At 34.8% G+C, this 22,475-nt stretch carries 25 protein-coding genes and 1 pseudogene; 8 read left to right on the top strand and 18 right to left on the bottom strand.

The features are described from left to right. Window positions 1–86 precede the first annotated feature (86 nt). Window positions 87–845, top strand: a complete 759-nt coding sequence (locus AC3WJF_RS17115; RefSeq protein ID WP_492454358.1) for an SDR family NAD(P)-dependent oxidoreductase — start codon at window positions 87–89, stop codon at window positions 843–845. Window positions 846–1,282: 437 nt separating this feature from the next. On the opposite strand, the gene AC3WJF_RS17110 is transcribed toward AC3WJF_RS17115, so the two are convergent. Beyond that, the gene (locus tag AC3WJF_RS17110) at window positions 1,283–1,570 is read right to left on the bottom strand and encodes a hypothetical protein (RefSeq protein ID WP_492454356.1); all 288 of its coding nucleotides are present in this window, start codon (window positions 1,568–1,570) and stop codon (window positions 1,283–1,285) included. 189 nt (window positions 1,571–1,759) lie between these two features. Further along, on the bottom strand, window positions 1,760–2,590 hold the full coding sequence (locus AC3WJF_RS17105) for a GNAT family N-acetyltransferase (RefSeq protein WP_492454354.1): 831 nt from the start codon (window positions 2,588–2,590) through the stop codon (window positions 1,760–1,762). Window positions 2,591–2,789: 199 nt separating this feature from the next. Here AC3WJF_RS17105 and AC3WJF_RS17100 point away from each other — a divergent pair, with 199 nt between their 5' ends. The 4 genes from AC3WJF_RS17100 (at window position 2,790) to AC3WJF_RS17085 (ending at window position 6,586) form a co-directional block, all read left to right on the top strand. After that, complete coding sequence (locus AC3WJF_RS17100) at window positions 2,790–3,554, top strand: serine hydrolase domain-containing protein (RefSeq protein WP_492454352.1); 765 nt, start codon at window positions 2,790–2,792, stop codon at window positions 3,552–3,554. 534 nt (window positions 3,555–4,088) lie between these two features. Continuing rightward, complete coding sequence (locus tag AC3WJF_RS17095; RefSeq protein WP_492454351.1) at window positions 4,089–4,901, top strand: DUF899 domain-containing protein; 813 nt, start codon at window positions 4,089–4,091, stop codon at window positions 4,899–4,901. A gap of 204 nt (window positions 4,902–5,105) precedes the next feature. Beyond that, window positions 5,106–5,840: a DUF899 domain-containing protein gene (locus AC3WJF_RS17090; RefSeq protein WP_492454349.1), complete on the top strand. Its 735-nt coding sequence runs from the start codon at window positions 5,106–5,108 to the stop codon at window positions 5,838–5,840. A 140-nt stretch (window positions 5,841–5,980) separates the two neighbouring features. Further along, the gene (locus AC3WJF_RS17085) at window positions 5,981–6,586 is read left to right on the top strand and encodes a DJ-1/PfpI family protein (RefSeq protein WP_492454347.1); all 606 of its coding nucleotides are present in this window, start codon (window positions 5,981–5,983) and stop codon (window positions 6,584–6,586) included. Between the two features lie 590 nt (window positions 6,587–7,176). On the opposite strand, the gene AC3WJF_RS17080 is transcribed toward AC3WJF_RS17085, so the two are convergent. Further along, entirely contained in the window at window positions 7,177–7,644 is a 468-nt protein-coding gene (locus AC3WJF_RS17080; protein WP_492454345.1) for a hypothetical protein, read from the bottom strand. Window positions 7,645–7,837: 193 nt separating this feature from the next. Between AC3WJF_RS17080 and AC3WJF_RS17075 the strand changes: the two genes are divergently transcribed. Continuing rightward, complete coding sequence (locus AC3WJF_RS17075) at window positions 7,838–8,461, top strand: CGNR zinc finger domain-containing protein (protein WP_492454343.1); 624 nt, start codon at window positions 7,838–7,840, stop codon at window positions 8,459–8,461. A gap of 154 nt (window positions 8,462–8,615) precedes the next feature. On the opposite strand, the gene AC3WJF_RS17070 is transcribed toward AC3WJF_RS17075, so the two are convergent. The 5 genes and pseudogenes from AC3WJF_RS17070 to AC3WJF_RS17050 form a co-directional block, all read right to left on the bottom strand. Continuing rightward, the gene (locus AC3WJF_RS17070) at window positions 8,616–9,785 is read right to left on the bottom strand and encodes a DUF4317 domain-containing protein (RefSeq protein WP_492454341.1); all 1,170 of its coding nucleotides are present in this window, start codon (window positions 9,783–9,785) and stop codon (window positions 8,616–8,618) included. Window positions 9,786–10,043: 258 nt separating this feature from the next. Further along, on the bottom strand, window positions 10,044–11,672 hold the full coding sequence (locus tag AC3WJF_RS17065) for a WG repeat-containing protein (protein ID WP_492454339.1): 1,629 nt from the start codon (window positions 11,670–11,672) through the stop codon (window positions 10,044–10,046). Window positions 11,673–12,067: 395 nt separating this feature from the next. Continuing rightward, a complete protein-coding gene (locus AC3WJF_RS17060; RefSeq protein ID WP_492454337.1) occupies window positions 12,068–12,613 on the bottom strand; it encodes a ribonuclease FAU-1 family protein in 546 nt (181 codons plus the stop codon). A gap of 601 nt (window positions 12,614–13,214) precedes the next feature. After that, window positions 13,215–13,373, bottom strand: a complete 159-nt coding sequence (locus AC3WJF_RS17055; RefSeq protein WP_492454335.1) for an LIM domain-containing protein — start codon at window positions 13,371–13,373, stop codon at window positions 13,215–13,217. Between the two features lie 159 nt (window positions 13,374–13,532). Beyond that, window positions 13,533–13,680, bottom strand: a pseudogene (locus AC3WJF_RS17050) (tyrosine-type recombinase/integrase); the annotation flags it as partial. Window positions 13,681–13,881: 201 nt separating this feature from the next. Here AC3WJF_RS17050 and AC3WJF_RS17045 point away from each other — a divergent pair. Together AC3WJF_RS17045 and AC3WJF_RS17040 are read left to right on the top strand one after the other, a co-directional pair. Beyond that, window positions 13,882–14,505 carry a phospholipase D-like domain-containing protein gene (locus AC3WJF_RS17045; protein ID WP_492454333.1) on the top strand — a complete coding sequence of 208 codons (624 nt, stop codon included), beginning with the start codon at window positions 13,882–13,884 and terminating at the stop codon, window positions 14,503–14,505. 185 nt (window positions 14,506–14,690) lie between these two features. Beyond that, window positions 14,691–14,948, top strand: a complete 258-nt coding sequence (locus tag AC3WJF_RS17040; RefSeq protein ID WP_492454332.1) for a hypothetical protein — start codon at window positions 14,691–14,693, stop codon at window positions 14,946–14,948. A gap of 57 nt (window positions 14,949–15,005) precedes the next feature. Here the strand turns inward: AC3WJF_RS17040 and AC3WJF_RS17035 are convergent, their stop codons facing one another. From AC3WJF_RS17035 to AC3WJF_RS16990, 10 genes are all read right to left on the bottom strand, one after another. After that, window positions 15,006–15,092 carry a hypothetical protein gene (locus tag AC3WJF_RS17035; protein WP_492454381.1) on the bottom strand — a complete coding sequence of 29 codons (87 nt, stop codon included), beginning with the start codon at window positions 15,090–15,092 and terminating at the stop codon, window positions 15,006–15,008. A gap of 56 nt (window positions 15,093–15,148) precedes the next feature. Next, window positions 15,149–15,244, bottom strand: coding sequence for a hypothetical protein (locus AC3WJF_RS17030; protein ID WP_492454331.1), 96 nt, complete (start codon window positions 15,242–15,244; stop codon window positions 15,149–15,151). Between the two features lie 145 nt (window positions 15,245–15,389). Continuing rightward, on the bottom strand, window positions 15,390–16,445 hold the full coding sequence (locus tag AC3WJF_RS17025; protein WP_492454330.1) for a DnaD domain-containing protein: 1,056 nt from the start codon (window positions 16,443–16,445) through the stop codon (window positions 15,390–15,392). Between the two features lie 495 nt (window positions 16,446–16,940). After that, window positions 16,941–17,669 (bottom strand): hypothetical protein, encoded by a 729-nt coding sequence (locus AC3WJF_RS17020; protein WP_492454328.1) that lies wholly within the window; start codon window positions 17,667–17,669, stop codon window positions 16,941–16,943. A 69-nt stretch (window positions 17,670–17,738) separates the two neighbouring features. Further along, on the bottom strand, window positions 17,739–17,897 hold the full coding sequence (locus tag AC3WJF_RS17015; protein WP_492454326.1) for a hypothetical protein: 159 nt from the start codon (window positions 17,895–17,897) through the stop codon (window positions 17,739–17,741). A 359-nt stretch (window positions 17,898–18,256) separates the two neighbouring features. Beyond that, the gene (locus tag AC3WJF_RS17010) at window positions 18,257–18,535 is read right to left on the bottom strand and encodes a GIY-YIG nuclease family protein (protein ID WP_492454379.1); all 279 of its coding nucleotides are present in this window, start codon (window positions 18,533–18,535) and stop codon (window positions 18,257–18,259) included. Between the two features lie 47 nt (window positions 18,536–18,582). Next, window positions 18,583–18,849: a hypothetical protein gene (locus AC3WJF_RS17005; protein ID WP_492454324.1), complete on the bottom strand. Its 267-nt coding sequence runs from the start codon at window positions 18,847–18,849 to the stop codon at window positions 18,583–18,585. Between the two features lie 260 nt (window positions 18,850–19,109). Further along, window positions 19,110–19,418 (bottom strand): ABC transporter permease, encoded by a 309-nt coding sequence (locus tag AC3WJF_RS17000; protein ID WP_492454322.1) that lies wholly within the window; start codon window positions 19,416–19,418, stop codon window positions 19,110–19,112. Between the two features lie 655 nt (window positions 19,419–20,073). Next, entirely contained in the window at window positions 20,074–20,727 is a 654-nt protein-coding gene (locus AC3WJF_RS16995) for an Ntn hydrolase family protein (protein ID WP_492454321.1), read from the bottom strand. A 606-nt stretch (window positions 20,728–21,333) separates the two neighbouring features. Next, on the bottom strand, window positions 21,334–22,095 hold the full coding sequence (locus tag AC3WJF_RS16990; protein WP_492454319.1) for a hypothetical protein: 762 nt from the start codon (window positions 22,093–22,095) through the stop codon (window positions 21,334–21,336). Window positions 22,096–22,475: the final 380 nt, after the last annotated feature.

The raw sequence follows: 22,475 nt of genomic DNA, 5'->3' as shown, positions 1-22,475 counted from the left end.
AGAGAAAAATACAATAAATACACTTGTACAATTAATACAATAAAGATGGAAACAAGATCATATCCAAATTCAAGGAGGAATGAACCATGGATTTAAAAAATAAAATTGCGCTAGTAACTGGTGCTGGGAGCGGTATTGGTCGAGCAAGCAGCTTATTGATGTCAAAACAAGGTGCAAAGGTTGTACTAGTGGATTTCAATCAAGAAACAGGCGAAGAAACATTAAAAATGGTAAAAGAACAAGGTGGAGAAGGAGTCTTTGTTCAAGCAGATGTTTCTAAAAACGAGGATGTTCAAAAATATGTTCAAACAGCGGTAGATACATTTGGACGTATTGATGTTTTCTTTAATAATGCAGGAATTATTCAAAAGTTTGCTCCGCTTACAGAGGTGGAGGAAACAGAATTCGATCGCATCATGTCTGTAAACGTTAAAGGTGTCTTCCTAGGCTTGAAATATGTATTAAAGGTAATGGAAAATCAAGGAAGTGGTTCAGTTATTAATACAGCATCCACAGCAGGAGTTCGCAGTGAACATAGTACATCTGTATACTCTGCAAGCAAACATGCAGTAGTAGGGCTTACAAAGGCCGCTTCTTTAGAATATGTGAAAAAAGGCATTCGTGTGAATGCAATCTGCCCTGGTGGAGTAAAAACCGCTTTAACAGACAGCGTTGAACAAATGTTTGCCCAATCTGGTTATGTTCCAGAAGAATTACCAAATATGAGAATGGGGCGTTATGCACAGCCAGAAGAGCTTGCAGAAATGGTTGCATTCTTAGCTTCTGATAAAGCTAGCTACATGACCGGATCTATTGTTGTCGTAGATGGCGGCTTAACTTTATAAACGAAGAATATAATCAATAAAAGGATGGAATTTATCGGATTCCATCCTTTTTTGAAACATGGGTGAAACATGGGGACGGTTCTCGCGTTTCCTAGACATTTTATTAATCCATTGTGTTGGATCGGTTCAGCTTGTATAGAAATGATCAAATATTCATTGAAAGCAACGAAAAAGCTATTCCCCATTTTAGGAAATAGCTTGCTGATACGGATAAATCATATAAACAGATACCGATTTTTTTAGCAAATTTGATACTGTTTCTTATATATCTATCCTTACCTATACTGGTTCAAATTCTTACAACAGAATAAAAAGTTAGCAACTAAGTATAAAGTGTAAGGTATGATGTTAGCTTCCTGTCAGAAGCGTAAATACATTACAGTTGAATATTTACGAAAAGTATAATAGTTGCATAAGAACCTTTGATTGAGACAACATTATTTTGGTTCGTTCTTTCTTTGAATTTTAAATTGCCTCCATCCCATAATTGAGAAAGCACAACATCCAATAAAAAATAATAATCCACCAAACCAAAATTTATATTCATCTGGTATCTTGTCGAGGAATGGAATTGAAAAGTGGAATTTAGATTTCAAATAATCAATCACAAATATAAATGCTGAAAATATTACAACATTAATGATAAATTCTTTTAGCTTAAATTTTCTTTTTTTCGCAAATTGTATTGCAAATGCCAAAGCAATCCCAGTCATAAATACTCCCAATTCAATCTCTCCATTTTAATTTACATCCACTAACTAATAGATGTTAAATCTTTAATGATTTTCAGTTAATTACACAGAACATTCGACATTTGCAAATCGGGGGGATTTCGCCTATTCTCCACAAGATCATATAATCGCTCCCGATTTCGTCATCATCAATTCAAAGTTCTTCAACCTATAATTGAATAATTATTCGAGTGAAAAATAATATCCAACATAGTTAAATGCATTTCTGAAACCTATATTCTCTGCAACTGCAACAGAGGGCTTGTTCGTTTCCATACAATCCCAATACGGAATCATATTATTTTCCAAACAATCTTTAACAAAACTGTGAGCTACCGTTTGAGCTAATTTTTTCCTTTGGTGCGTCGCTAAAGTTTCGATATTTATGCAATGTACATTTCCACCGACAAAACCTGAGAAACAAACACTAACAATTTCATTTTTGGAAACAATACAATAACCCATACCATTACTAACGAAACTCTCAAGTGAGGACCAAGACTCTAATATTTTTGATTGTAAAAATTCTATGTTTTTTATGGAGTTATTATTATTTTCAAAGAGAGTATTGCAGATTTTTATTACCTTATATTCTTGTTCCATTACAGGTTCAGAATTACTTTTATAATCACTCTTCGGAAAGGTATACACTCTCTGATTCCAACTCTCTAATTCACGATGTTCAAAAACGCTTTCAATAATGTTATTCCATTTTTCGTGATTGCCCACTATTTCAAACCATTTTAGTTGGACCTTTTTTGCTTCTGGTTTGATTACATTGTTAATTAAATGGTTTAATTCATTATTAAATCCCTCGTTTTGCTCACTTCCAAAAAATATAAATCCATCATTATTGCCTAACCAAATAAGCCCAGATGCCGGGTTGTTAATATCATCTACAAAGATACGACCGGGATTTATATTTTCAACAACTGCTATTGCTTCTATATGCCCTTGTTCATTTAACAATTTTCTACATTTACTAAATTCAGCTTTATCCAATTCTGATATCATAAGACATCCCCTACCTCTTACCTATCTCATCGACATTACCGTTTAGTTTATCATAATTATTTGAATTGTCTATTTTTTATTCGTGAAAGGTTATTTCATAAACTGATAAAAAAGGAATATTTGTAAACATGTCGAAGTTGTTTCTAACAGGAAAAAATATACAATACGGTGTGGAGCCTGTCATAAGGAGAGAGAAATTATGCGGATTGAAGATTACATACTCGAGGATTTTCGTGGAGTCGTATCCATCACGAAAAACGGTGAAAATGTATACCGAAAGGCGTTTGGATACGCAGACTTACCCAATAAAGTACCAAATAATATTGATACAAAGTTTGCAACGGCCTCTGCAGGAAAGGTATTTGTTGCTGTAGCCATTTTACAGCTTATTGAGCAAAGTCGATTATCTTTTGATAGTTGTATCGGGGACATCTTGAATTTTGACTTAAAGGATATTGATCCTCAAATCACTATCAAGCAGTTACTTAATCATACATCGGGAATACCCGATTATTTTGATGAGTCAGTCATGGAGAATTATGATGAACTGTGGACCGATTACCCGAATTATAAAATTCGCTCATCGTCAGATATCATTCCATTATTTATTCATAAGCCGATGATGTATTCTGCAGGAGAAAAGTTTCAATACAATAATTCTGGATTTGTTGTTCTTGGTCTTATTATTGAGGCCATTACGGGCACGCCATTTGATGTATATCTTCATGAACATGTTTTTATTCCGTGCAATATGTTGAATACGGGATATTATGAACTGGACAGATTACCTGCTCAATGTGCAAACGCATATTCATATGATAGCATCCGTCAGGAGTTTTATACCAATATTTACAGTGTTGATGTAAAAGGTACAGGAGCAGGTGGAGCGTTTACTACTGTAATAGATGTTGAAAAGTTCTGGACCAGTCTGTTAAATGGTCAACTGATATCGAAGGAAATGTAAAAAGAGATGTTAATTCCCCAAGTGAAAGAAGAATGTTATGGGTATGGGATTTGGCTGGATAAAAAAGAAGAAGGCACGTTTGATTACCACTTTGAAGGCTGCGATCCTGGTATTAGTTTCTATAGTTCATATGATAGACAACAAGATTTGCTCGTCACATTGGTAAGCAATTTTGGTTGTAACGTATGGAAAGTATTCAGAGATATTAAAGGTTTGATCAAATAGATAAGATTGGCTCGCTCCATTGACTAACAATGAATCTCTGATTCCGTTAAGCTCCATTTAAGTAAAATCGCCTAGCCAAGTCTGGAAAATCCCTTTGAGCACCGGGATCTCAAAAATGTTTGATAACACCATACTTAAGATAATATTCGACAATCGAGCGTAATTAATTGAACTATAGTTCGCAATAATAGAGCCAGTTAATTTTATAAATCGATGCCAATAAAATAAAGGAAATGTTTCTAGCAATGTAGAAGAAGTTCATAGCAATAGTGTGTTATAGGCTTAAGAAAACAAAAAGGAGAAGACGATATGGAAAAAAAGCAAAATCAAATCCAACTTCCAAAGGCCGTGTCGCGTGACGAATGGCTTGTGGCTCGTAAGGAACTGCTGATCAAAGAGAAGGAATTTACTAAGGCGCGGGATGCATTGAATGCCGAACGCCGCCGACTCCCAATGGTAGAGATTGATAAGAACTATGTCTTCGAAGGGCCAAATGGGAAGGCTAGTATGATTGATTTGTTTGAAGGGCGGCGTCAGCTTATCGTGCAGCACTTCATGTTCGATCCTGATTGGGAAGCTGGTTGTCCGGCCTGCTCGCTGGCTACGGATAACATCGGCCATCTCGACCACCTACATGCACGAAACACATCGCTGGCTCTGATATCCCGTGCTCCATTTCCCAAGCTCCAACGCTACAAGGAACGCATGGGTTGGAACATTCCTTGGTACTCGTCCTTCGATAGCGACTTTAACTATGACTTTCATGCTACGTTGGACGAATCCGTCGTTCCGATCGAATACAACTACTTGACCAAAGAAGAGCTTGTTCAGAAGGGCGTCCCCTTTGATTCCGCACAGTCTATGGAATTGCATGGTTTTAGTACCTTTCTTCGCGATGGTGAAAGGATTTTTCACACGTATTCGACTTACGCCCGTGGAGCTGACCTACTAATTGGCACCTTCAACTACCTCGATTTAACAGCTCTTGGCAGGCAGGAGGACTGGGAACTGCCACCCGGACGTAGTGACGGTAACGGCAATACATGGCTTCGTCGTCATGACGAATACGAACACTCTTTTGAATCGGATTCTTGTTGCCATTCAAAAAAGAGCGATTTGTAATCCAAGTAGTCATCTATATATAAGATGTTTAAGAAACGGGCGCACGAACGGAATAAGAAGTGCGCCTGTCTTGCGTTGAAAAAAACGGGATGGTGACACGGAAATAGTAAAGGAATTTTGCGCAATCGAGAAGAAGTACTTTGTATTTATGCGAAAAATAAACAATTGGTGAGTAAGTAAATAATAATGTGAGGGGATAATTACATGAATCAAAATTACAACTCTTCTGCGCTGCCAACAGTGGTAGATCGGGCCACCTGGCAGGCCAAACTGGATGAGTTGCGGATCCGTGAGAAGCAGCATACTCGCGAAGGTGACGCAATTGCGGCAGCCCGTCGGCGACTGCCAATGGTCGAGGTGGACTCAACCACCCCGCTGATCGGCCCGGATGGCCCGGTCACACTGCTGGAGACGTTCGAAGGCCGCCACCAGCTGATTGTCTACTTCCACATGTGGCACACCGGCAGACCCGCTGCGGAGCAGTGCGAGGGCTGCACCTTCTCCACGACCCACATCAACGAGCTATCCTATCTGAACTCAAGGGACGTGAGCTATGCGACTTTCTGTCAAGGGCCGTTCGAGGAGAGCTCACGGTATCGCGACTTCATGGGCTGGACGCTTCCATGGTACTCGGTGCCCCAAGATGCAGTGGACCGGTTGATTGCAGACCGGCACTTCGGCATCCTAGTCAGTTATCTCCGGGACGGTGACAAGGTCTACGAGACCTACTGGACCACCGGCCGCGGCAACGAACTGATGGCACCGTCGTACGGACTGCTGGACTTGACTGTCTACGGACGGCAGGAGTTCTGGGAAGATTCGCCCGAAGGCTGGCCGCAGCGTTGGGACTCCAAAGGTGGGCAATTTCGGCTTGACGGCCGCCCAACTGCCCAGTGGTCCCGCCTCGCAGCCGGACGCTCCGATGATCTCGGCACCTAGGCCACCTTCCTACACTGTTGCCAAAACTATCCGTAAGCCAGGGTTTCCTTTAGGATATAGATTTAAACAATTAATTTTAACCCCGTTTAAAAAAGTAGAACGGGGTTATCATGTTTGAGGTTTTAAAGGAGTGTATGTGGGTGAAGATACAAATTGTATTATTTGAAGGATTTGGGGAACTTGTCGCTTTGGCACCTTATGAAGTTTTAAAACGAGGAATCGAGGCGGGAGCTCCATTTGAGATTGAATTAGTCGCAAGTCGGTCTCAAAAAGAAGTCGTCGCATCTTTTGGCGTTCAAGTGATGGTCCATGATTTTTTACGTTTAAACAACAGACCAGATTTGTTAATTATCCCCGGCGGTGGCTGGAACCATAAATCCCAACATGGTGCCAGACAAGAGGCGAAGAACGGGGAGTTAACGCAGATTATCTCGGCTATGCATGACGAAGGTACGATTGTGTGTGGAGTTTGTACAGGTGGCATGTTGATGGCTGCTTCAGGTATTTTAAAAGACAAGAGAGTTGCTATGCATTATCTGGCGAAAGATGAACTTCCTAGATATGGAGCTGATTACTTAGAATATCGAATTGTTGATGAAGGTAGTGTAATCACATCTAGGGGAGTTACTTCAGGAATTGATCTAGGATTATGGATTATTGAGAGGTTTTCAGGAGCTGAGATAGCAGCTGCAGTTGAACATCGAATGGAATATGAGCGAAGAGGAGTCGTTTGGAGAAACCCGTAAATTAAGAAATTCGGTTTTTGTATGGAATAAACATAAATGTTTGGGACAGTTAAGGTAACCAACGTGGGTACACTGCTTGACTGGCAGTCAAGCGGTGTAGCATTCTAGTCATAGTTTTTCCTCAAATGGCCATTTTGTTGAACAACAAAAGTATGTTTATAAATCAAAGTTTGTACTAGCTGACAAATGAATATCTGGAAAAGCTTTTTTAGGGGCAAAACCAGTGAATATCAGTTAACCCGCAAAGTAGTTAACTTTAAATGAAAATTCATTTCGGATTTTGAATTGAATTTTTCCATATATCGAAGGAAAAACGAGATAAGCCATTGTCATTCTGGTGTCAATTTTCATGTTAATTCCCAAGGTAAAAATCCCCCGAAAAATGGCTGAATATCGGGGGATTTGATTTGGGCTGCTTCTTGCACCGAGTCTTATGTTAAATCCCTATGGTCGATTTGCTGTTAATCTGGATTAGCGATTCGCCTTGCAGAAAGCCCATCAATGACGGGGACGATTACACATATTGGACAGGTGCACCTTTACGTCTACTAGTACCGATACTCGGTTAATGACTAAACTTTATGTCAAAGCTACCACTTAACTACTTTTAGCATTTGTCGAATAGCTCCAAGATGATATGCTGAATGCGCCAAAGAAGATAACACTTCATTTGCCAGAAGTTCATTCCATTCAATAGTGTCAATCGATTCCAAAAGTGTTAAGTATTCATTTCGCAATCCTTCCTGAATTCGGTTCCATTGCTGTTCATCTACCGAATGAATATCCCAACTCTTTCCCCAATCCATTTTCGGTTGTTTCCCATTTTTTAAGATTTCATTGGTTCCCCACATGTGATAGCGGATGTGATCAATATGTGCAGCCAATGTTGTTCCGTGAACTGACATTGAGGCTTGGTCGCAAGACATTCCCTCTATTACACCGAAAATTCCAGAATTCGGTTCAGAACTTGTGAACCAACTTCCTTTTACAGGAACTGGGGGTCCTTCGAATGTCTCCTTTACCATCGTTTTAACCGAGTTTCTTAATGTTTCACTCATGTTTAGCCCCTCCAATAAATTTTTGTAATACATACACACATGATGCATATAACCTTCTATATTTGTTTTGATGGTTATATTATGTAATGATTGATTCTAACTGTCAATACCTTTTATAATGGTTATAATAAAAAAAGCATAGTTATATTGCCCGGACTATCAAAATACTCATAGTAAAACAAGGAGAATTCACATGTCTGATATAAATAAAGATGTACACAAGCATAGTTTACTCGGTGGACGTCTGTGTTTGGATTTTGCCAATACAGTAAGTTGGCACGATAGCAGTGAGAAATCACAGGAGTTGTTGACGAGTTACGAGAAGCTGGTAAATTGGAGTTTGCAAGCCAATATTCTTAATAAACAACAATCACTTTCCCTACTAAAAAAAGCAGAAAATCAACCTTCTAAGGCAAAAGAGGTTCTCCAACAAACTATTGAACTGCGGGAATCGATTTACCAAATTTTTAGTCTAGTATCGAACAATGAAACACCAGCCTCTAAAGATCTTTCTATTTTGAATGAAGCCTTAGGTAATGCTTACGGGCTGATGCGAATAGTGCCTGGTGAAAATAAATTTTCATTGGAATTTTTGAATTGTGAAGAAAGATTAGACGGAATGCTTCCACCGATTGTTCAATCCGGTATAGACATTCTTACTTCTGAAAAAGAACTAAGTAGGGTGAAAAAGTGTGAAGGGTATCCATGTGGTTGGCTGTTTTTGGATACAAGTCGCAATCGTAGCAGGCGTTGGTGTTCAATGGAAGACTGCGGGAATCGTGCAAAAGCAAAGCGATTTTATCATAATAAAAAATAATAGCTCCTAATACGGAGTTTGCTTAAAATGGCACAATTCCAACATCAAACGGGGGCGATTGTGAAATAAGAAAGGACATTACATATTTGTCATATAAAATATGTAATGTCCTTTAAATTAGGTCTTGATAAATGTTTTTTCTGGATTTTTTATCTTAAAGCTCTTCCGTTTCCAATCTAAATCCTTCGACTACTACCTCTTCATCTACCTCTAATACTAAGCATCTCTTCCCATTAAAAGTAATATACTTAATATTTTTGAGGTCTTTCGGGTTAATGGTTACTTTGGCAATCTTCGTTTCGATTTTAATCGATTTAGGAATGACATTGCTTGCTTTCATTTCATATTTTTCATCATATACAACACTTTTGAAGGCATGCTCCACCTTGTCTGAGTTTACATTTTCAACTCCACTAGCCTCTAAGATTCGTTCGATGTCCTTTGAATCAAGTTTCGGAGGTTCACTTTCTTCATTTTCTTCGTTTTCTTGACTCTCCTGTACCATTTTATCAATTTCCTCATAGACATTCGAAATGACCTTGGAATCCACTTCGTCTCCTACCACTATTTTCAAAATTTGATCGAACGTGTCCTTTTCTTCTATTGCTGTTATGATCTCTTCACATTGGAGGACTTCCACGATAAAAATTTCATTTGGTTGATTCAGTTTCCCGCCATTATAAAGAACATGATTCACATCTGCTGCATTATCATTAAAGGCAGGAAACAGAAAACCCGCTAATGGAGAAGTCAAATTAATAATGGGATCGACGGCATTATTGGATTTGAATTCTTTCTCTACATAATCAAACAGCAAGGCTTTTTTCGGCTGATCCGTTTTATTAAGACTGCAAAGGACAAACTCACTGGAGTATACCTCATCATCTCCACCTTCTTCGGATTCCATATCCCGCTTCCTTGTTGCCTTTTGATATTCTCCTCGGATAAAGGTTACGACCGTATCAAATTCATACTTTGCATGTTCAAACATTTTATCCACGATTTGGAGCATTTTTTCGTTCCATTCTAACGTGGATGCTGCTTGCAATCCATTGAAAAGAATCATTTGTGTGCTCTCTTCCACATCACGTCGAAATTTCAGTTCAAACAGCTTAGCGTCAAGACCACCTGTCAAAACCTTTTTAAAGTTGGTTAAAAACAATTCTTGCGCTTCCTGTTCTAACATCTCAAACGGTTGGCTAACTTGATGATATATCTCTCCTGATTCTTTCTTTACATATACATTGAATATTTCACGAATTTTCATATATCGACTATTTAACTTAAATTGATTTCGGATTTTAGCGATGTCTTTTTTATGCATTTATCTCATCTCCCATCCTCGATTATACTGTTCGGACAAGAAAATAGTAATACTTGATTTTTATTTGGTTTTGAAACAGGGGGACGGTTCTTGCGTTTCCTTTGTTTTTTTTAATACAAATGAAACATGAGAACCGTCCCTATGTTTCACCCCTATGTTTCACCAAAATGAAACATGAGAACCGTCCCTCCGTTTCACAAAAAAAGCGATTATTCATGATGAATAATCGCCTCCAATATAGCAAATGTGCTTATCCTATTAATTATATTTCAATTTTATAACTACTTTACCTTTTTTATCAATGAATCCTGCTTTTCCATTTTTCTTCACATATGCAAGACCTTCTTTAAAGTCGCCTACTTGATCGTATTGAGGTTTGATGACGATTTTCCCTTTATCATTGATAAATCCATATTTTCCTTTATAGGAAAAGTAAGTTAAATTATCATTTTCTTTGTAGAAGTGTCCCATATCCTCATATTTTGGTTCCAATAATATATTTCCTTTAGAATCCGCTATTCCTAATTTAGAACCTTTTTCAATGCTAATCAGGCCATTATGTTCGAAAGGAATGATATGATCATATTTAGCATTTAGGATCACTTTTCCAGTCTTATCTAAAGCACCGAATTTTTCTTTTTCTTTGAAATTAACGAAGTTAGCTGTAAACTCACCATCAGCATAGGTTTGCACCCACAAATAGTTATTGGAAGGCTTTACAACAATCTTGCCTTTACCATTAATGAAACCAAATTTATTGTTTTGCTTAATAATCGCGAGGCCATATTTGTTAAACATACCGATGTAATCATAATTAAAATCAAGAAGCACTTTGCCTTCTTTATTAATGACTCCATACTTGTCATCTTTCATAACAACTGCTGCCCCTTGCGAAAATTCATACATGGAGGAGTCATCTGACTCAATCGCCTCATACTGTGGTTCGATAATCATATTCCCATTTGTATCGATGTAGCCAAGCTTACCACCAACTTCAACAGGAGCGACACCATTTCTAAATGCTTCCACAGAATCATAGTTTGCTTCGATAACCATACCATTAGCGCTTATGAAACCGTATTTATTATTTAGCTTCGTTTGGGCATAATCATTAACCAGCGTGGAAATCTGATCATATACCGGTTGAACGATTACTTTTCCGCTTGTGCTAATAATCCCGTATTTGCCACTTAATTTAATTTTGTATAAGCCATTATTAAAGTAACTTATAGAATCGTAAACTGGTTTTACGATCACTTTCCCATTTTTATCAAGTAAACCATACTTTTTCTTTTGGTAGAAAGTAAAAATTCCGTTCGTGTTTCCGGTGATTTTTTCATAAGTTGCCTTGTGAACAATCTTTCCTTTTTTATCAATGATTCCATACTTCCCTTTACTTTTGAAGTATGCTACACCATTTTTGAAATCTCCTATTGCATCATACTTTAGTGACACAATTGTTTTACCGCTTGTATTAATCAATCCATACTTACTTTTCTTATTAACAATGATTAGATTATCGGAAGTCACCTTCGTATAATCATATTGTGGTGTGACAATTACTTTTCCTTTTTTATTAATAAACCCGAATTTCTTACCCTTTTTAACACCTAAAATATCAGTTTGATCAAATTGGTCTATTCTATCATAAATTGGTTTAACGACTTCCTTGCCTATCTTATCCAACATTCCAAATTTATCGTATTGCGTAAATAAAACTACACCATTTTTAAATTGCTGTCCAAGTTCTTTTTTACTGCTTACTGCAGTTTTTGTAGATTGTGGAACTTTTTTACTGCTTGCTTCCAGTTTTGTAGATTGCGAAGTTCCTAATAACAAGCCCAATAGAATAACACCAACGAACCAGACTTTTAAGCTTTTTTTCATAAGTCCCTCCACCTATTTCCGAAATTAAAACATTTGATCAATATTTAACTAGCATGTAATTGAAATTTATCCTTAAAAAACATTTAGTAATGTTCCCTTTGCTAAAAAACCACAGTATTATTTATGATTATATGGTGCAAAAAATGCAATATTTTTTCTCCATTAACCACCTTCCCTGGTTTTTTAGAAGTGCTTGTTTTTGTCTCATCGTTTTATTTTTATGCAAATTCTTTTCTTTGGTGACATATTTATTATATACCCCTTTTTACGAAAAGGTAGACTATTCCAATAATAAGTTTCAAAAATTTTGTTCAATCATAAGTGATGATTTGTTTACATTTTAAAAAACTTAACCGTTTACCCTTCATTAAATACGCAATATTCATTCTTTCAAACTATTTTAACTTTCCCTCTAAAAGCTTTTTATGTCTACATGCTAATTTAATTAATGGAAATTGATCTTTTTTTATTAGATCGATTATTTTATTTGCTTCATCCTTGGCCAAATTGTATTGATTTTTAGATATATCCCCATTTTGATAGGCTTCCTCAAGCTCGTCCTCATCTAGCAGAATCATTTCCCCCGACGGAAACACAACAATATCCAAAAATAAGTCATCCATCCACAATACATCATTTTCAATACCATGACTAAAACAAATGTCAATATACCACTGAACAATATCTCCATGTTCATTAAACATGGCTGTCACTGCATGGTTCTGTTTTACAGGAACCTGATGAAGCCACATATAGCCGCTATCAACAATACATACCTCTTTATCCCCATATCTTTTTGATAGAGGTTCAGAAACTAGAATTGTATGTAATAAAGCAATATTCCCTTGAAATTCATCGGAATGAATATATTCTTGAGCATATTTCTTTTTCAAAAGCCGCTGCCAGCCTTGATGGTCACTGTATTTTCTTTTTAAAACCATTGTATTCACCTGCCTTTAGAAAGATTTTACATACATATCAAATTTGCAATATTAGCGAACCTCTCCAACTAAATCATAGATTTTGATGGAGCATGATATGTGTAGGATAAGCTCTTAACTTTGAATCTCTTGTAATCCTAGAATGCGAAGTGAGGGTTCGTAATCATAATGCTCCGCTTCAATTGCATAATTAATATTATCAATATTTAAAAATTACCCACCTTATATTCAATTGATTATAAGATGTTTTGTAAAAATCATTTTCCTATCCTCGTTAACAAGCGTTAAGTTGGAATACCATTCCAGTATACCGGAATTTTCATAATTTTTTATAATTCATTTACATTTTATTAGTTATGAATAAACACAGGTAAGGGACGGTTGCCAGGCTCCAAGCATATTAAACAAAGTTGGATTTACAAGAAATTGAGAGAATAACAAAAATCCAATTTAGCGTTGGATTTCGATCCAACGCTAAAAATTACACTAGTTACCATTTAAGATTTCCTCGATCTCGTATTGTCACAAGCATTAGCTCGTATATATTATTTGTGAACTAACGTTTCTTTGGTAATAAAAAAAATTGTCCGATTATCGGACATTAATTTTTGCCTTGGTAACATGTGCCACAATATATTCTTCCTCCTGCTTCATATGTCTCAGCATCACTCAATTTCTGTCGGCAGTCATAACATTCATATGAATCGCTCTCATCATAGTTATAAACTGATGCAGAATTCCCCGTTTTATAATCACTCATGTTGTTTCTCCTCTCGCTGCATTTTATCTCAATAAATACTATGGCGAGAACTAAGAAGTAATGCTAATAAAAAAACGCCACCTCTAGAGGTGACTAAAATATTGAATGCGAAGTTTTCATATTAATAATTGAAATTCAATTTATCACCTTCCTTATTTATCATTTTAATGAGGAAATTTCTTTATGCCTTTCCCTAACATCATTCCTAAACAAATTCATATAAGTCATTACAATTTTAAATGAAGTGTGTCCAAAGATTGTTTGTAACTCAAGAAAGTTTAGCAAATGTATGTCGGAAAGTATGTGGCCGATTGGGGTTCTATCTCTGTGGTTCTTCATACTTGGTGGGAAACTTGTCTTTTACTTTCCAACTTTCTCCTTTACTTTACTATTCATAATTGGGGACATCAATTATCTTTTTACTTTAAGAACAAACCATTATAGGAATTAGGGAATAGGACATACAATTATATGAATACCCTCTATTATCATATGGAGGTGAATATAAATGGGACCAATTACTCTTACAGGAACGATTTTAGTTGGAGCTTCGTTAGCATATGCTTTATACCTTATTCCACCAAAAATTAAGGAAAGACAGGAAGAAAACTCAAATCAAAAAAATAACGAAGAAAAGAATGATACTCTTAATTTGAGATATATTTTCACAAAATCTGATAAGTCTGTTAAAAAAGCAATTATACAACTCATTCATGATACGAGACAATCATTAGATGTTGCCGCCTTTTCCTTAACTGAAAAAGAAATAATAGAACACCTATGTACGGCACATCAAAGAGGTATAAAGGTACGAGTGCTTACAGATAAAAAACAAAGTAGTAGTAAGTACCAAAATGGAGAAATGCATCGACTAATTCATAAAGGTATACCTGTCAAGACGAATAGTCATAATGGGTTTATGCATTTAAAAATGCTTATTTCAGATGAGAAATCTACTATTGCAGGATCCTACAATCTATCATACAGTGCGGAAAATAAAAATGATGAAATGATGATTTTTCTAAACAATCGACAGATTGGAAAGGAATGGACACAAGTATTTAATGATATGTGGAATGATAATACAAATTTTGAAGATTTCTATCAACATAAATTTAAAAAAAATGCCTAAAGTGTCTGCATCTGTAATCACAGATGCTCTTTCTTTTTCAGTTTTTTTACTAAATGCCAATATCACACTATTCCACGCAACCATTGTCTAGTAGTCGAATCGCAATGTGAAACAAAATATTCATTTTTTGAGAATGATAATAAATCATTTTGGAAATTATGGTAACAAAAAGGAGTTGTTAATGAATGACCCAACACGTTGTTATTGAAAAGCGTTCTAATTCAGCTGCTTCAATATCTATTTCGCTTGCAATAATCGGTTTTGTATTTAGTTTAATACCATTTCTAGGCTGGCTTCTATTTCCGATCTGGTTATTAGCTATATTATTTGGTGTAGTTGGCTTATTTAAACAATACAAAAGAGGTTTAGCAATTGCAGGGATAGCAATTGGCCTTTTCACTTTTTTTTATAAGATTTCATTTCTTCATGTTCTTTTAGGATAGCTTTTTTACGGGATTCCTTGGTAAACAGGAGTCCCATTTTAGATTTATTCTCTAGCATTAGTAATGGTAAGTTAAGCCACCTTCTTCGCGATATAAGAACAAAATGACATCGGTATCCTGTTCCACATTTCCCGAGTCCCGAATATCAGAAATAATTGGCTTTTTTTGGCTCTCGTTTCCACTGATCTAATTAGCTGTGCCTAACAAATAAAGGAGCAATCAAAATCCTTCGCTATCGTTTTAAGAGATTTAGATATTTCCTCTACCTGTAAATGGGTATTTCTCCCGAAGATCAATGTTAAGTAGTCAATAAAAACAAATGGTTTCTAGGTTAAAATTTCATACATAAGCTTTCTTGTTTCCACAACTGTTTGCCCCGCTCCAACAAAGATTTGCATTTTGGATTCATCAACCATCCTAAGAACGTCTTTTCCACCATATTCATTCGTCTTCACCTGCCGTTGGATCAAATACAAATTCACTAGGAATCGCTCTTCCAGCAGGAAACGATTCGGTTGATGGTCTATAGGGCTTTTGTCTCTCATCATACGAATTCACTTCTTCAACCGTAAGTAAAGATTCATTTTCCCAGTTTTTCAGAATCCCCGTATTATAATTCAGCTTTCGCTTATTATTGGCACACGCAATATGCATGGCTTTTACAATCATTTCCTTCGGTTGTAAAAATGGAGAATCAACTAACCACGACAACAACTGTTGTTTCGCATTTATGTTCGTTAAACCAAATCCATTCTCATCCCAAAACTCGATAATTTCTTTCACATCATCTGTTTGTGGATGACTCTGTGACGGATTCACTGCGTCTGGATTATTCTCTATACTTGGATAGAAATCTTTTTGTTGTTGTTTTTGTTTTTGTTTTTCTTTTTGTTTTTCTTTTTGTTTTTCTTTTTGCCCACGTATCGTAAAACGAGGCGATAACGTATCGTCCAATTCCATACAGAGGTCTTTTTCTTCCGCTACTTTTTGTCCGCCAGTCGTATAATGTGGCTGCAAAGTATCATCCAATTTTATACAAGGATCTTTTTCTTCCGTATCAGTAAGCACCTCTTTTTGTTTATAAAAAGCTTCATATAAACTTCGAATCTCTTCCTTATGTATGGATTCTGCTACATATTTTACTAGCGAGTAATCCTCGACCTCTTTTAATTCGGAAAAAATACAATCCATAACCGGTTTTCCACCTTTATGGAGGTTCTCTTTCCCCCAGTTCTTGATCGCTAGTTCCCTTGTTTCAGGATTATAGCGAATTAACTTATGGTGCTTCTCGAAACGATCCATTAACGATTGAACACTCTCGATCGAGTAGCCCAAATCAAAAGCCATTTCTTTCTTCGTAATTTGATAGATTCCAATTTGAGTAGTACGTGGATTCGTAAGTAGATAAAGGTAAAAGTATCTATCCTCCGGTGTCATTTCCTCTAGCACAATCGGATTTTTCCAAAATTCAGTACGTATCATTCTATATTTAGCCATTCTTCCCACTTCCCTTTCTTCACATAAAATAGTCTTCATATTTGATATAGGGTTTTAGGAAGAAAAAGGGTACCATGATTTTGGTTTTTGCGGAAATTTTGAAACAAACTTATTTTGTGGTATCTAACACTGATAATCGCTTTTCTTAAAGGGAAGAACGTTTCGATTAAATCAGCTGAGTGATTTAATTAAAAGGTGACTAGTACTACCTTAAGCAAATAGTTTTTGATTTGAATTAGTGATTTGGAAACTAGAAGATATCTTTATTAAGGAAAACGACCGCAATGGAAAAAAAGTAGAAGTTGCTCATATTGCTCAAAAATTTCATTCTATTTATGCATAAATAAAGAGCAATGAATTGCTCATTCAGGCTATTGTCTATTTATACAATTAGCCATCAATTTCATTTTAACCGCCAAAAAAAAGACCACTATTAGTTGTGGTCTTGGGCATAACTCCACTGAAGGCTCTCACATTTTAAGGTAGAGTTATTTTTCAATTGTTATTCTTACTATAAGTGTTTTCTAATATCTCTCGTATTTTATCAGTATAAATTTTATCTAAATTGTTAGTCGTATATTCGAAATTTTTCATGCTTGAAACTTTAGGAATACCCATTTTTACAAATTGTTGATCAAGGTCATGAATGATAAAGGTTTCGTGCACGTTATTCTTTGCGCGCCCCACCTCAGTTAAATCAATTTTTTTACCACCTGTTAATTCGATAATGTAAAAGAAATCACCCTTTGAGTGCATATAAGGAAATTTCTTCTTCCCATACACTCCAGTGCTAATCTTTTTAACATCGTGGTAGCTGAACGTCTTTCCTTGTGGAGAAAAAAATGAATAATCAACAATTCTATTCTTTTGAATTACTGTCACGTTAAAAATTATTGTGTATAAAAGAAGAATGTTCACTATTGAAAATATAGGGATAGTCAATCTTCTATGCTTTTTTAAAAAGGTTTTTCTTGAGATAGTGGTAATCTTTTTCAATGTTCTTCTAAAACCGTTTTTAACAATATAAAAGAATATCCAAAAAAGATAAATTTCATAAATGAAAACTAATCTCGAAAAGGGATATTTAAAAATCCACATTAAATAATCATTTGGCACAAAAATTTTGACTTGAATCGCTTCAATTAATAAATAACTCCCTATTGTTAATATAACAATAGCAATTAATGAAAGAACAACGAAAATTATTGATTTTAAAATTTTCAAATTAACTACCCCTAGAAGAACGCTGCAAATCGTCTGTATGTATATTTAAGTTTGTTCAAATAGTCTGTTTTACACATCTTTTTTATTTTTCTCTTCTAACAAATCACGAATTTCTTTCAATGTTTCATTCACTTGAGAATTATTAATTGCGATTCGAATAACCGTTTGTATTATGTAAAGCAAAATTACAAATCCAATAATGCAAAATAAAAACCCGTAAGCAGTCAATATATATTTTCCCCTTATTCATTGTCCTATAATTGAACTTATGCAATCCATCACGAATTGTCCTTTAAATATAAATTAACACGAAATTGTTGAAAAAGCCTGAATTTTTTTCGTAATGGCATTAATTAATTCACAATTAGATGGAATCTCTACATATAAAGCCAAGATAATCAGCTTATTTAGAGTTTCTCCGAGACAAAAGAGGCGGGAATCATGATACCACCCTAATACCTCTATAAGGTGTGATTCGTCAGTAGCGCGTAAGATGGAATATTAAGGTTTATAGAAAACGGCAACCCCAGGGTCACCGCTTTATCGGTTGATTATTTTCTCCGTGTTATTACGAAAAAAAGCCTGAATTAGCAGACTTCATCTTTCTTTTCGTACCATCCATCTCCACCTGGGGCACAGTTATAAAACTTTGGATCCTCTACTGCATTGAAAGTATCAATGTACATTTTTTCAAGTTCATTTAATTGTACTGCTGTATACGCGTAGGCAATAATTTCTCTTTCAAAATTATCTTCACCAAATTCTTCAATTGCCTCTTTAAGACGAACTCCACTTCCAAGGTAAGTATCGTCATTCCTTGAATGCTTTCCAACATACTTAATTCCATTTATAAGATTAGTAGTAATGTAAATGAAACCATACTTATTCTCAAGATCAATTTCATCTTTCTCAGTCAGTTTTCTTTTTTTCCAAGATTAGTTTCTTTAATTTCCTTCCACTTCCCGTTTGCTTCAAGAACTTCCTTAAAGAAATTAAAAATATTGTTGTGTGTTCTAGCTTTATTTTTCCCATGATGTCTATTTGTGTGCTCAACGCTAGTAATTAAAGCTTTCTCCCCTTCATGAGGGTTTTGAATTGTTACTCGAATTTCATTTTCAGTCCACTGAAAAAAGTTTAATTTTAGTCCGCTCAATGTCTTCTCTGACTTATTAGCCAACATTCATTCCCTCGATTTACCATTTTCTTCATTATTACATTGTTTAAAGGAGTTAACGGGTTTTGGACCACCATCTTTTAATTATCACAACTTTTTTGGAATTTACGTAAAATATACATTGCCATTTTTTGTCGAATTTTAGATTTTCAAACCATTCAAGGCTCCATGCTGTTTATGCTTCTTTTCAATATTTTGCCCCCGAAGCTTGAGGTATCGATGAAGCTGCATTTGAGTAATTTCTGATATATCTTGTCCAACGTGACTTACATGTCTCCTTTTATTTTTCCCATAACTTTTTGAATCACTCCAACAATAAAGTAAATAATCCCGCTTATAATAGTAATAATTGCGATAAATGCACCGGAAAGTTGTGCGCCATCCGCTGTACTACCTTGACTTACATTGAGTTTGACTAGGAATGAACCCACTATAGTTGCTAAAATTGGGCCAATAATGGCAATAACAATTCCTGATACCCATAATGGTAATTTGTCCTTTTTGTAATTATAGATAGCAAATGCATTCAAAAGTATCAGTAATAAAAACAGTATCCCATAAATTAAAGCGTCCATATATCCCCCTATTTATTTGTCCATTTTCAATTTTATATTCACAAAAATTTTCAAAGTATTCACAAACATTTTACTAAATTTTCGGAAAACAGGATAGAATAAATCAAAAAATATTTTATTCTAAAGTTGTTTTTTCTTAGAAATGTTGTTCTTTATATAAAGAATCCCATAAAAGTCTTATCGATTTCTATTGTGTTCTCGAAAAACAAAAAATGCTTACAAACACTGATATACCAACGTTTATAAGCATTCAAACTTTTTAAATTAAACGTATTTTTACTAAGGATGCTGGTGACCAGGGTCGAACTGGTACTCCTCACGGAACACGATTTTGAGTCGGTTATTTTTTTAATAGCCGTAGTTAAGCCTTTGGTTTCAAGGGGTTCTCCCTATTTCTATGCTCTTCTTTTATAATCCCCGCACACGACTCGATAGTTTTAAGTGTGCACTTTAATTATACAATATTTTTTCTCATATTACTCTTCTTTTGTTTCTTACATCACTCCTGCTTGATAATTTTTCAAACTCGCTTATTATCCCATAAAATTATATTTTAGTTCACACAAACACCGATAATAATAAATTAATATGTTGTTCAAAAATATTGAAAATAATTGACCTTATTAATATTTAGGTCTTTATTCTTTGACTAGATTCAATCAATAATATTTCCCTCTTCATCGTGAACTACTTTCAGTTCTTTAAATACACCTTCCTGATTACAGAAAAGCAAATAGGAATAAGTTTCTTTGCCCACTGATTCATGTTCTACAAGTCTAATAGCTTCAGAAAAAAGAAGAGGAATATCATATGATGTCTGTATTCTATGAAAATGTTTAGTTATATAATCAGTTAATTGTTGTTTGATTTCTACAGTTGGTGTATAAGCAACTAGGTTTCCTTGATGGATTGGCTCAAAGCTATTTGTACTAGATAATTCGTATAAAAAGGATTCACTTCTATCTTTATCATAACCGCCTATCAGGGCTACACCATCTGTATACTTAATTTGAGGATTAACCTGCATAAATTTATTAAAGGTAAATTGAAAATACTCTTTGCATAACTCGATTGTAGACTCTTTTGAGAAGTCATTTTCTGTAAGTAAAGTGATTCTTAATAGATTTGCCGTCTTTGATGCTAAAGTAAGACCTGCTGTTGCAATAAGCATATTTGACTTCAGTTGTATAATTTTTTTAGACTTTGAATATTCACCTATATGGGTGCCATCATTACTTATTCCACTTACTTTTGTATCTGCAGTAAAAACAACTCCATCAGCAAATTTTATACCTAATAGTACCGTCATAGCTTTTATAGGTCTCCCCATTATTATCTAGTTATCATATTTGTATTAACTCCAAAACTAGCTAATTCTAATTTTCTTGGACAATAAATAGTCACATATGACTCTTAAAAACTCATCTCCTCTGCTAGACTCCCTAGCCATGGTAACCTCTGAAACATTTAACTTCTTGAATTTTTGATTGACAAACCCGAAGTTGATATCTAGCATCTATACAATTAGCTACTATTTTCATTAGCACCACTCCCTTTTTTACAATTTTGGCTAGGGGTGTACGATGTACACATGGCCCACCAGAGCTTGGGAGAGAAGCCTCGCACAAGAAACGGATCTGTATATATTAATATATGATAACTTTCTTCTAAATAATTTGCCCTAATTTATTAACATTCATAAGATAATTTAATATTTACCCTTCCCTTGAATTAATATTGTAACACGTTCATTGAATTCTCTGCGTTTAAATACTTATAAGATCAGATATATAGACGCATACGATTTTGAGTCACATTTTAAGCTTTAGAAAAAGAAAGTCCATGGGAACAAGGGTTGGAGTCAAAATTTCACTTTTTCTCTTCTCCTCCCATACACTACTCGATATACCTTATTTTATTTTTTCTTGTTCACTTTCCCACACTTCTTACAAACTGAATAAAGTTCTACCGATTCTTTCCCCTGTATAGTTTCATAATAAATCTTATGTAAAGTTTTATTTGTAATACATTTATATACACACTTTCTTCTTGTAAAAAGAATGGTTTGTCTAGTGCCAGTATTATTTAATAAAATTTCATAAATCAATAGAATTGTAGCTATTATAGTTAAAATATTTGAATGTATAGGCGAAATATGTACTTCATTAAAAAGAGTTCCATCATTTAAGTAAGCTACACTATAGATACTCCCTATTATCAGGACTATTATTCCACTAAAAGTCCTATTTATGAATGACTTAATATGCCTGCTAATATTTATTATTGCCGAATACATTATCGATAACATTGCTAATATATACGAGAAATTAGAGACAAATTCATTATTTTCAGTCCCAGTAAACATAGGTAGAAAAGCATTTAAACACAGTAAAAACATTACTATTAACATAATGCAAGTTATATACATATTTTCTAAATTAAGAATGGTTCTTATAATAAAAAACATAAAAATGTAACCTAAGATAAATTTAAACCATTGAAAATTTGGAAGAACCATTTCTTCATAATATCCCCATATTTCTCTACTTAAAACAAAATGTATATCGCTTAAGCTAACTAAAAATATACTTACAAATATATACGCTCCTTGTAATAATCCAAAAAATAATAAAGGAAATAAAAAAGCAATTATATTATTTCGAGTGCCTTTTGACATAAATACTGATCCAACTCTCACTGTATTTTAAAATAAGTTAACGACATGATATTTTAAATCCATTATTGTTACATGGGGCCCAACTTTGGAAAAGCGAGAAAATTTATTATTCTATAATGAATATTTAGAAATTCTTTTATATAACCACATAGTTGAGCATGTTTAATAAATATATAGTTTAATTGTCCTGAGTGATAATCCTCTAAAAATCTTTTTGTGAATCGATGATCGGAGTGATGTTAGTCTAAAAAATGGACACAGTAAATTGGGAGAAACAAGCTTATAATAGTATCTAACAATTTATGATCGGGAGTGTCCAACATGAAAAGAAAAAGTTACGATAAAGAATTCAAGCTAGATGCGGTTCGAATGGTACAGGA

This window comes from Heyndrickxia sp. FW510-T9 (assembly GCF_058781025.1).
Note: the sequence above shows the minus strand (reverse complement) of the source record. Positions and strands in the feature narration are given on the sequence as shown.

Excerpts from the sequence above, each read along its gene's own strand:
- AC3WJF_RS17105 (WP_492454354.1), bottom strand. The coding sequence starts at position 2,590 with ATGATATCAGAATTGGATAAAGCTGAATTTAGTAAATGTAGAAAATTG.
- AC3WJF_RS17090 (WP_492454349.1), top strand. The coding sequence starts at position 5,106 with ATGAATCAAAATTACAACTCTTCTGCGCTGCCAACAGTGGTAGATCGG.
- AC3WJF_RS17055 (WP_492454335.1), bottom strand. The coding sequence starts at position 13,373 with ATGAGTGATTATAAAACGGGGAATTCTGCATCAGTTTATAACTATGAT.
- AC3WJF_RS17000 (WP_492454322.1), bottom strand. The coding sequence starts at position 19,418 with ATGGACGCTTTAATTTATGGGATACTGTTTTTATTACTGATACTTTTG.
- AC3WJF_RS17075 (WP_492454343.1), top strand. The coding sequence starts at position 7,838 with ATGTCTGATATAAATAAAGATGTACACAAGCATAGTTTACTCGGTGGA.
- AC3WJF_RS16995 (WP_492454321.1), bottom strand. The coding sequence starts at position 20,727 with ATGACGGTACTATTAGGTATAAAATTTGCTGATGGAGTTGTTTTTACT.
- AC3WJF_RS17040 (WP_492454332.1), top strand. The coding sequence starts at position 14,691 with ATGACCCAACACGTTGTTATTGAAAAGCGTTCTAATTCAGCTGCTTCA.
- AC3WJF_RS17095 (WP_492454351.1), top strand. The coding sequence starts at position 4,089 with ATGGAAAAAAAGCAAAATCAAATCCAACTTCCAAAGGCCGTGTCGCGT.
- AC3WJF_RS17115 (WP_492454358.1), top strand. The coding sequence starts at position 87 with ATGGATTTAAAAAATAAAATTGCGCTAGTAACTGGTGCTGGGAGCGGT.
- AC3WJF_RS17025 (WP_492454330.1), bottom strand. The coding sequence starts at position 16,445 with ATGGCTAAATATAGAATGATACGTACTGAATTTTGGAAAAATCCGATT.
- AC3WJF_RS17100 (WP_492454352.1), top strand. The coding sequence starts at position 2,790 with ATGCGGATTGAAGATTACATACTCGAGGATTTTCGTGGAGTCGTATCC.
- AC3WJF_RS17070 (WP_492454341.1), bottom strand. The coding sequence starts at position 9,785 with ATGCATAAAAAAGACATCGCTAAAATCCGAAATCAATTTAAGTTAAAT.
- AC3WJF_RS17060 (WP_492454337.1), bottom strand. The coding sequence starts at position 12,613 with ATGGTTTTAAAAAGAAAATACAGTGACCATCAAGGCTGGCAGCGGCTT.
- AC3WJF_RS17065 (WP_492454339.1), bottom strand. The coding sequence starts at position 11,672 with ATGAAAAAAAGCTTAAAAGTCTGGTTCGTTGGTGTTATTCTATTGGGC.
- AC3WJF_RS17045 (WP_492454333.1), top strand. The coding sequence starts at position 13,882 with ATGGGACCAATTACTCTTACAGGAACGATTTTAGTTGGAGCTTCGTTA.
- AC3WJF_RS17080 (WP_492454345.1), bottom strand. The coding sequence starts at position 7,644 with ATGAGTGAAACATTAAGAAACTCGGTTAAAACGATGGTAAAGGAGACA.
- AC3WJF_RS17005 (WP_492454324.1), bottom strand. The coding sequence starts at position 18,849 with ATGTTGGCTAATAAGTCAGAGAAGACATTGAGCGGACTAAAATTAAAC.
- AC3WJF_RS16990 (WP_492454319.1), bottom strand. The coding sequence starts at position 22,095 with ATGTCAAAAGGCACTCGAAATAATATAATTGCTTTTTTATTTCCTTTA.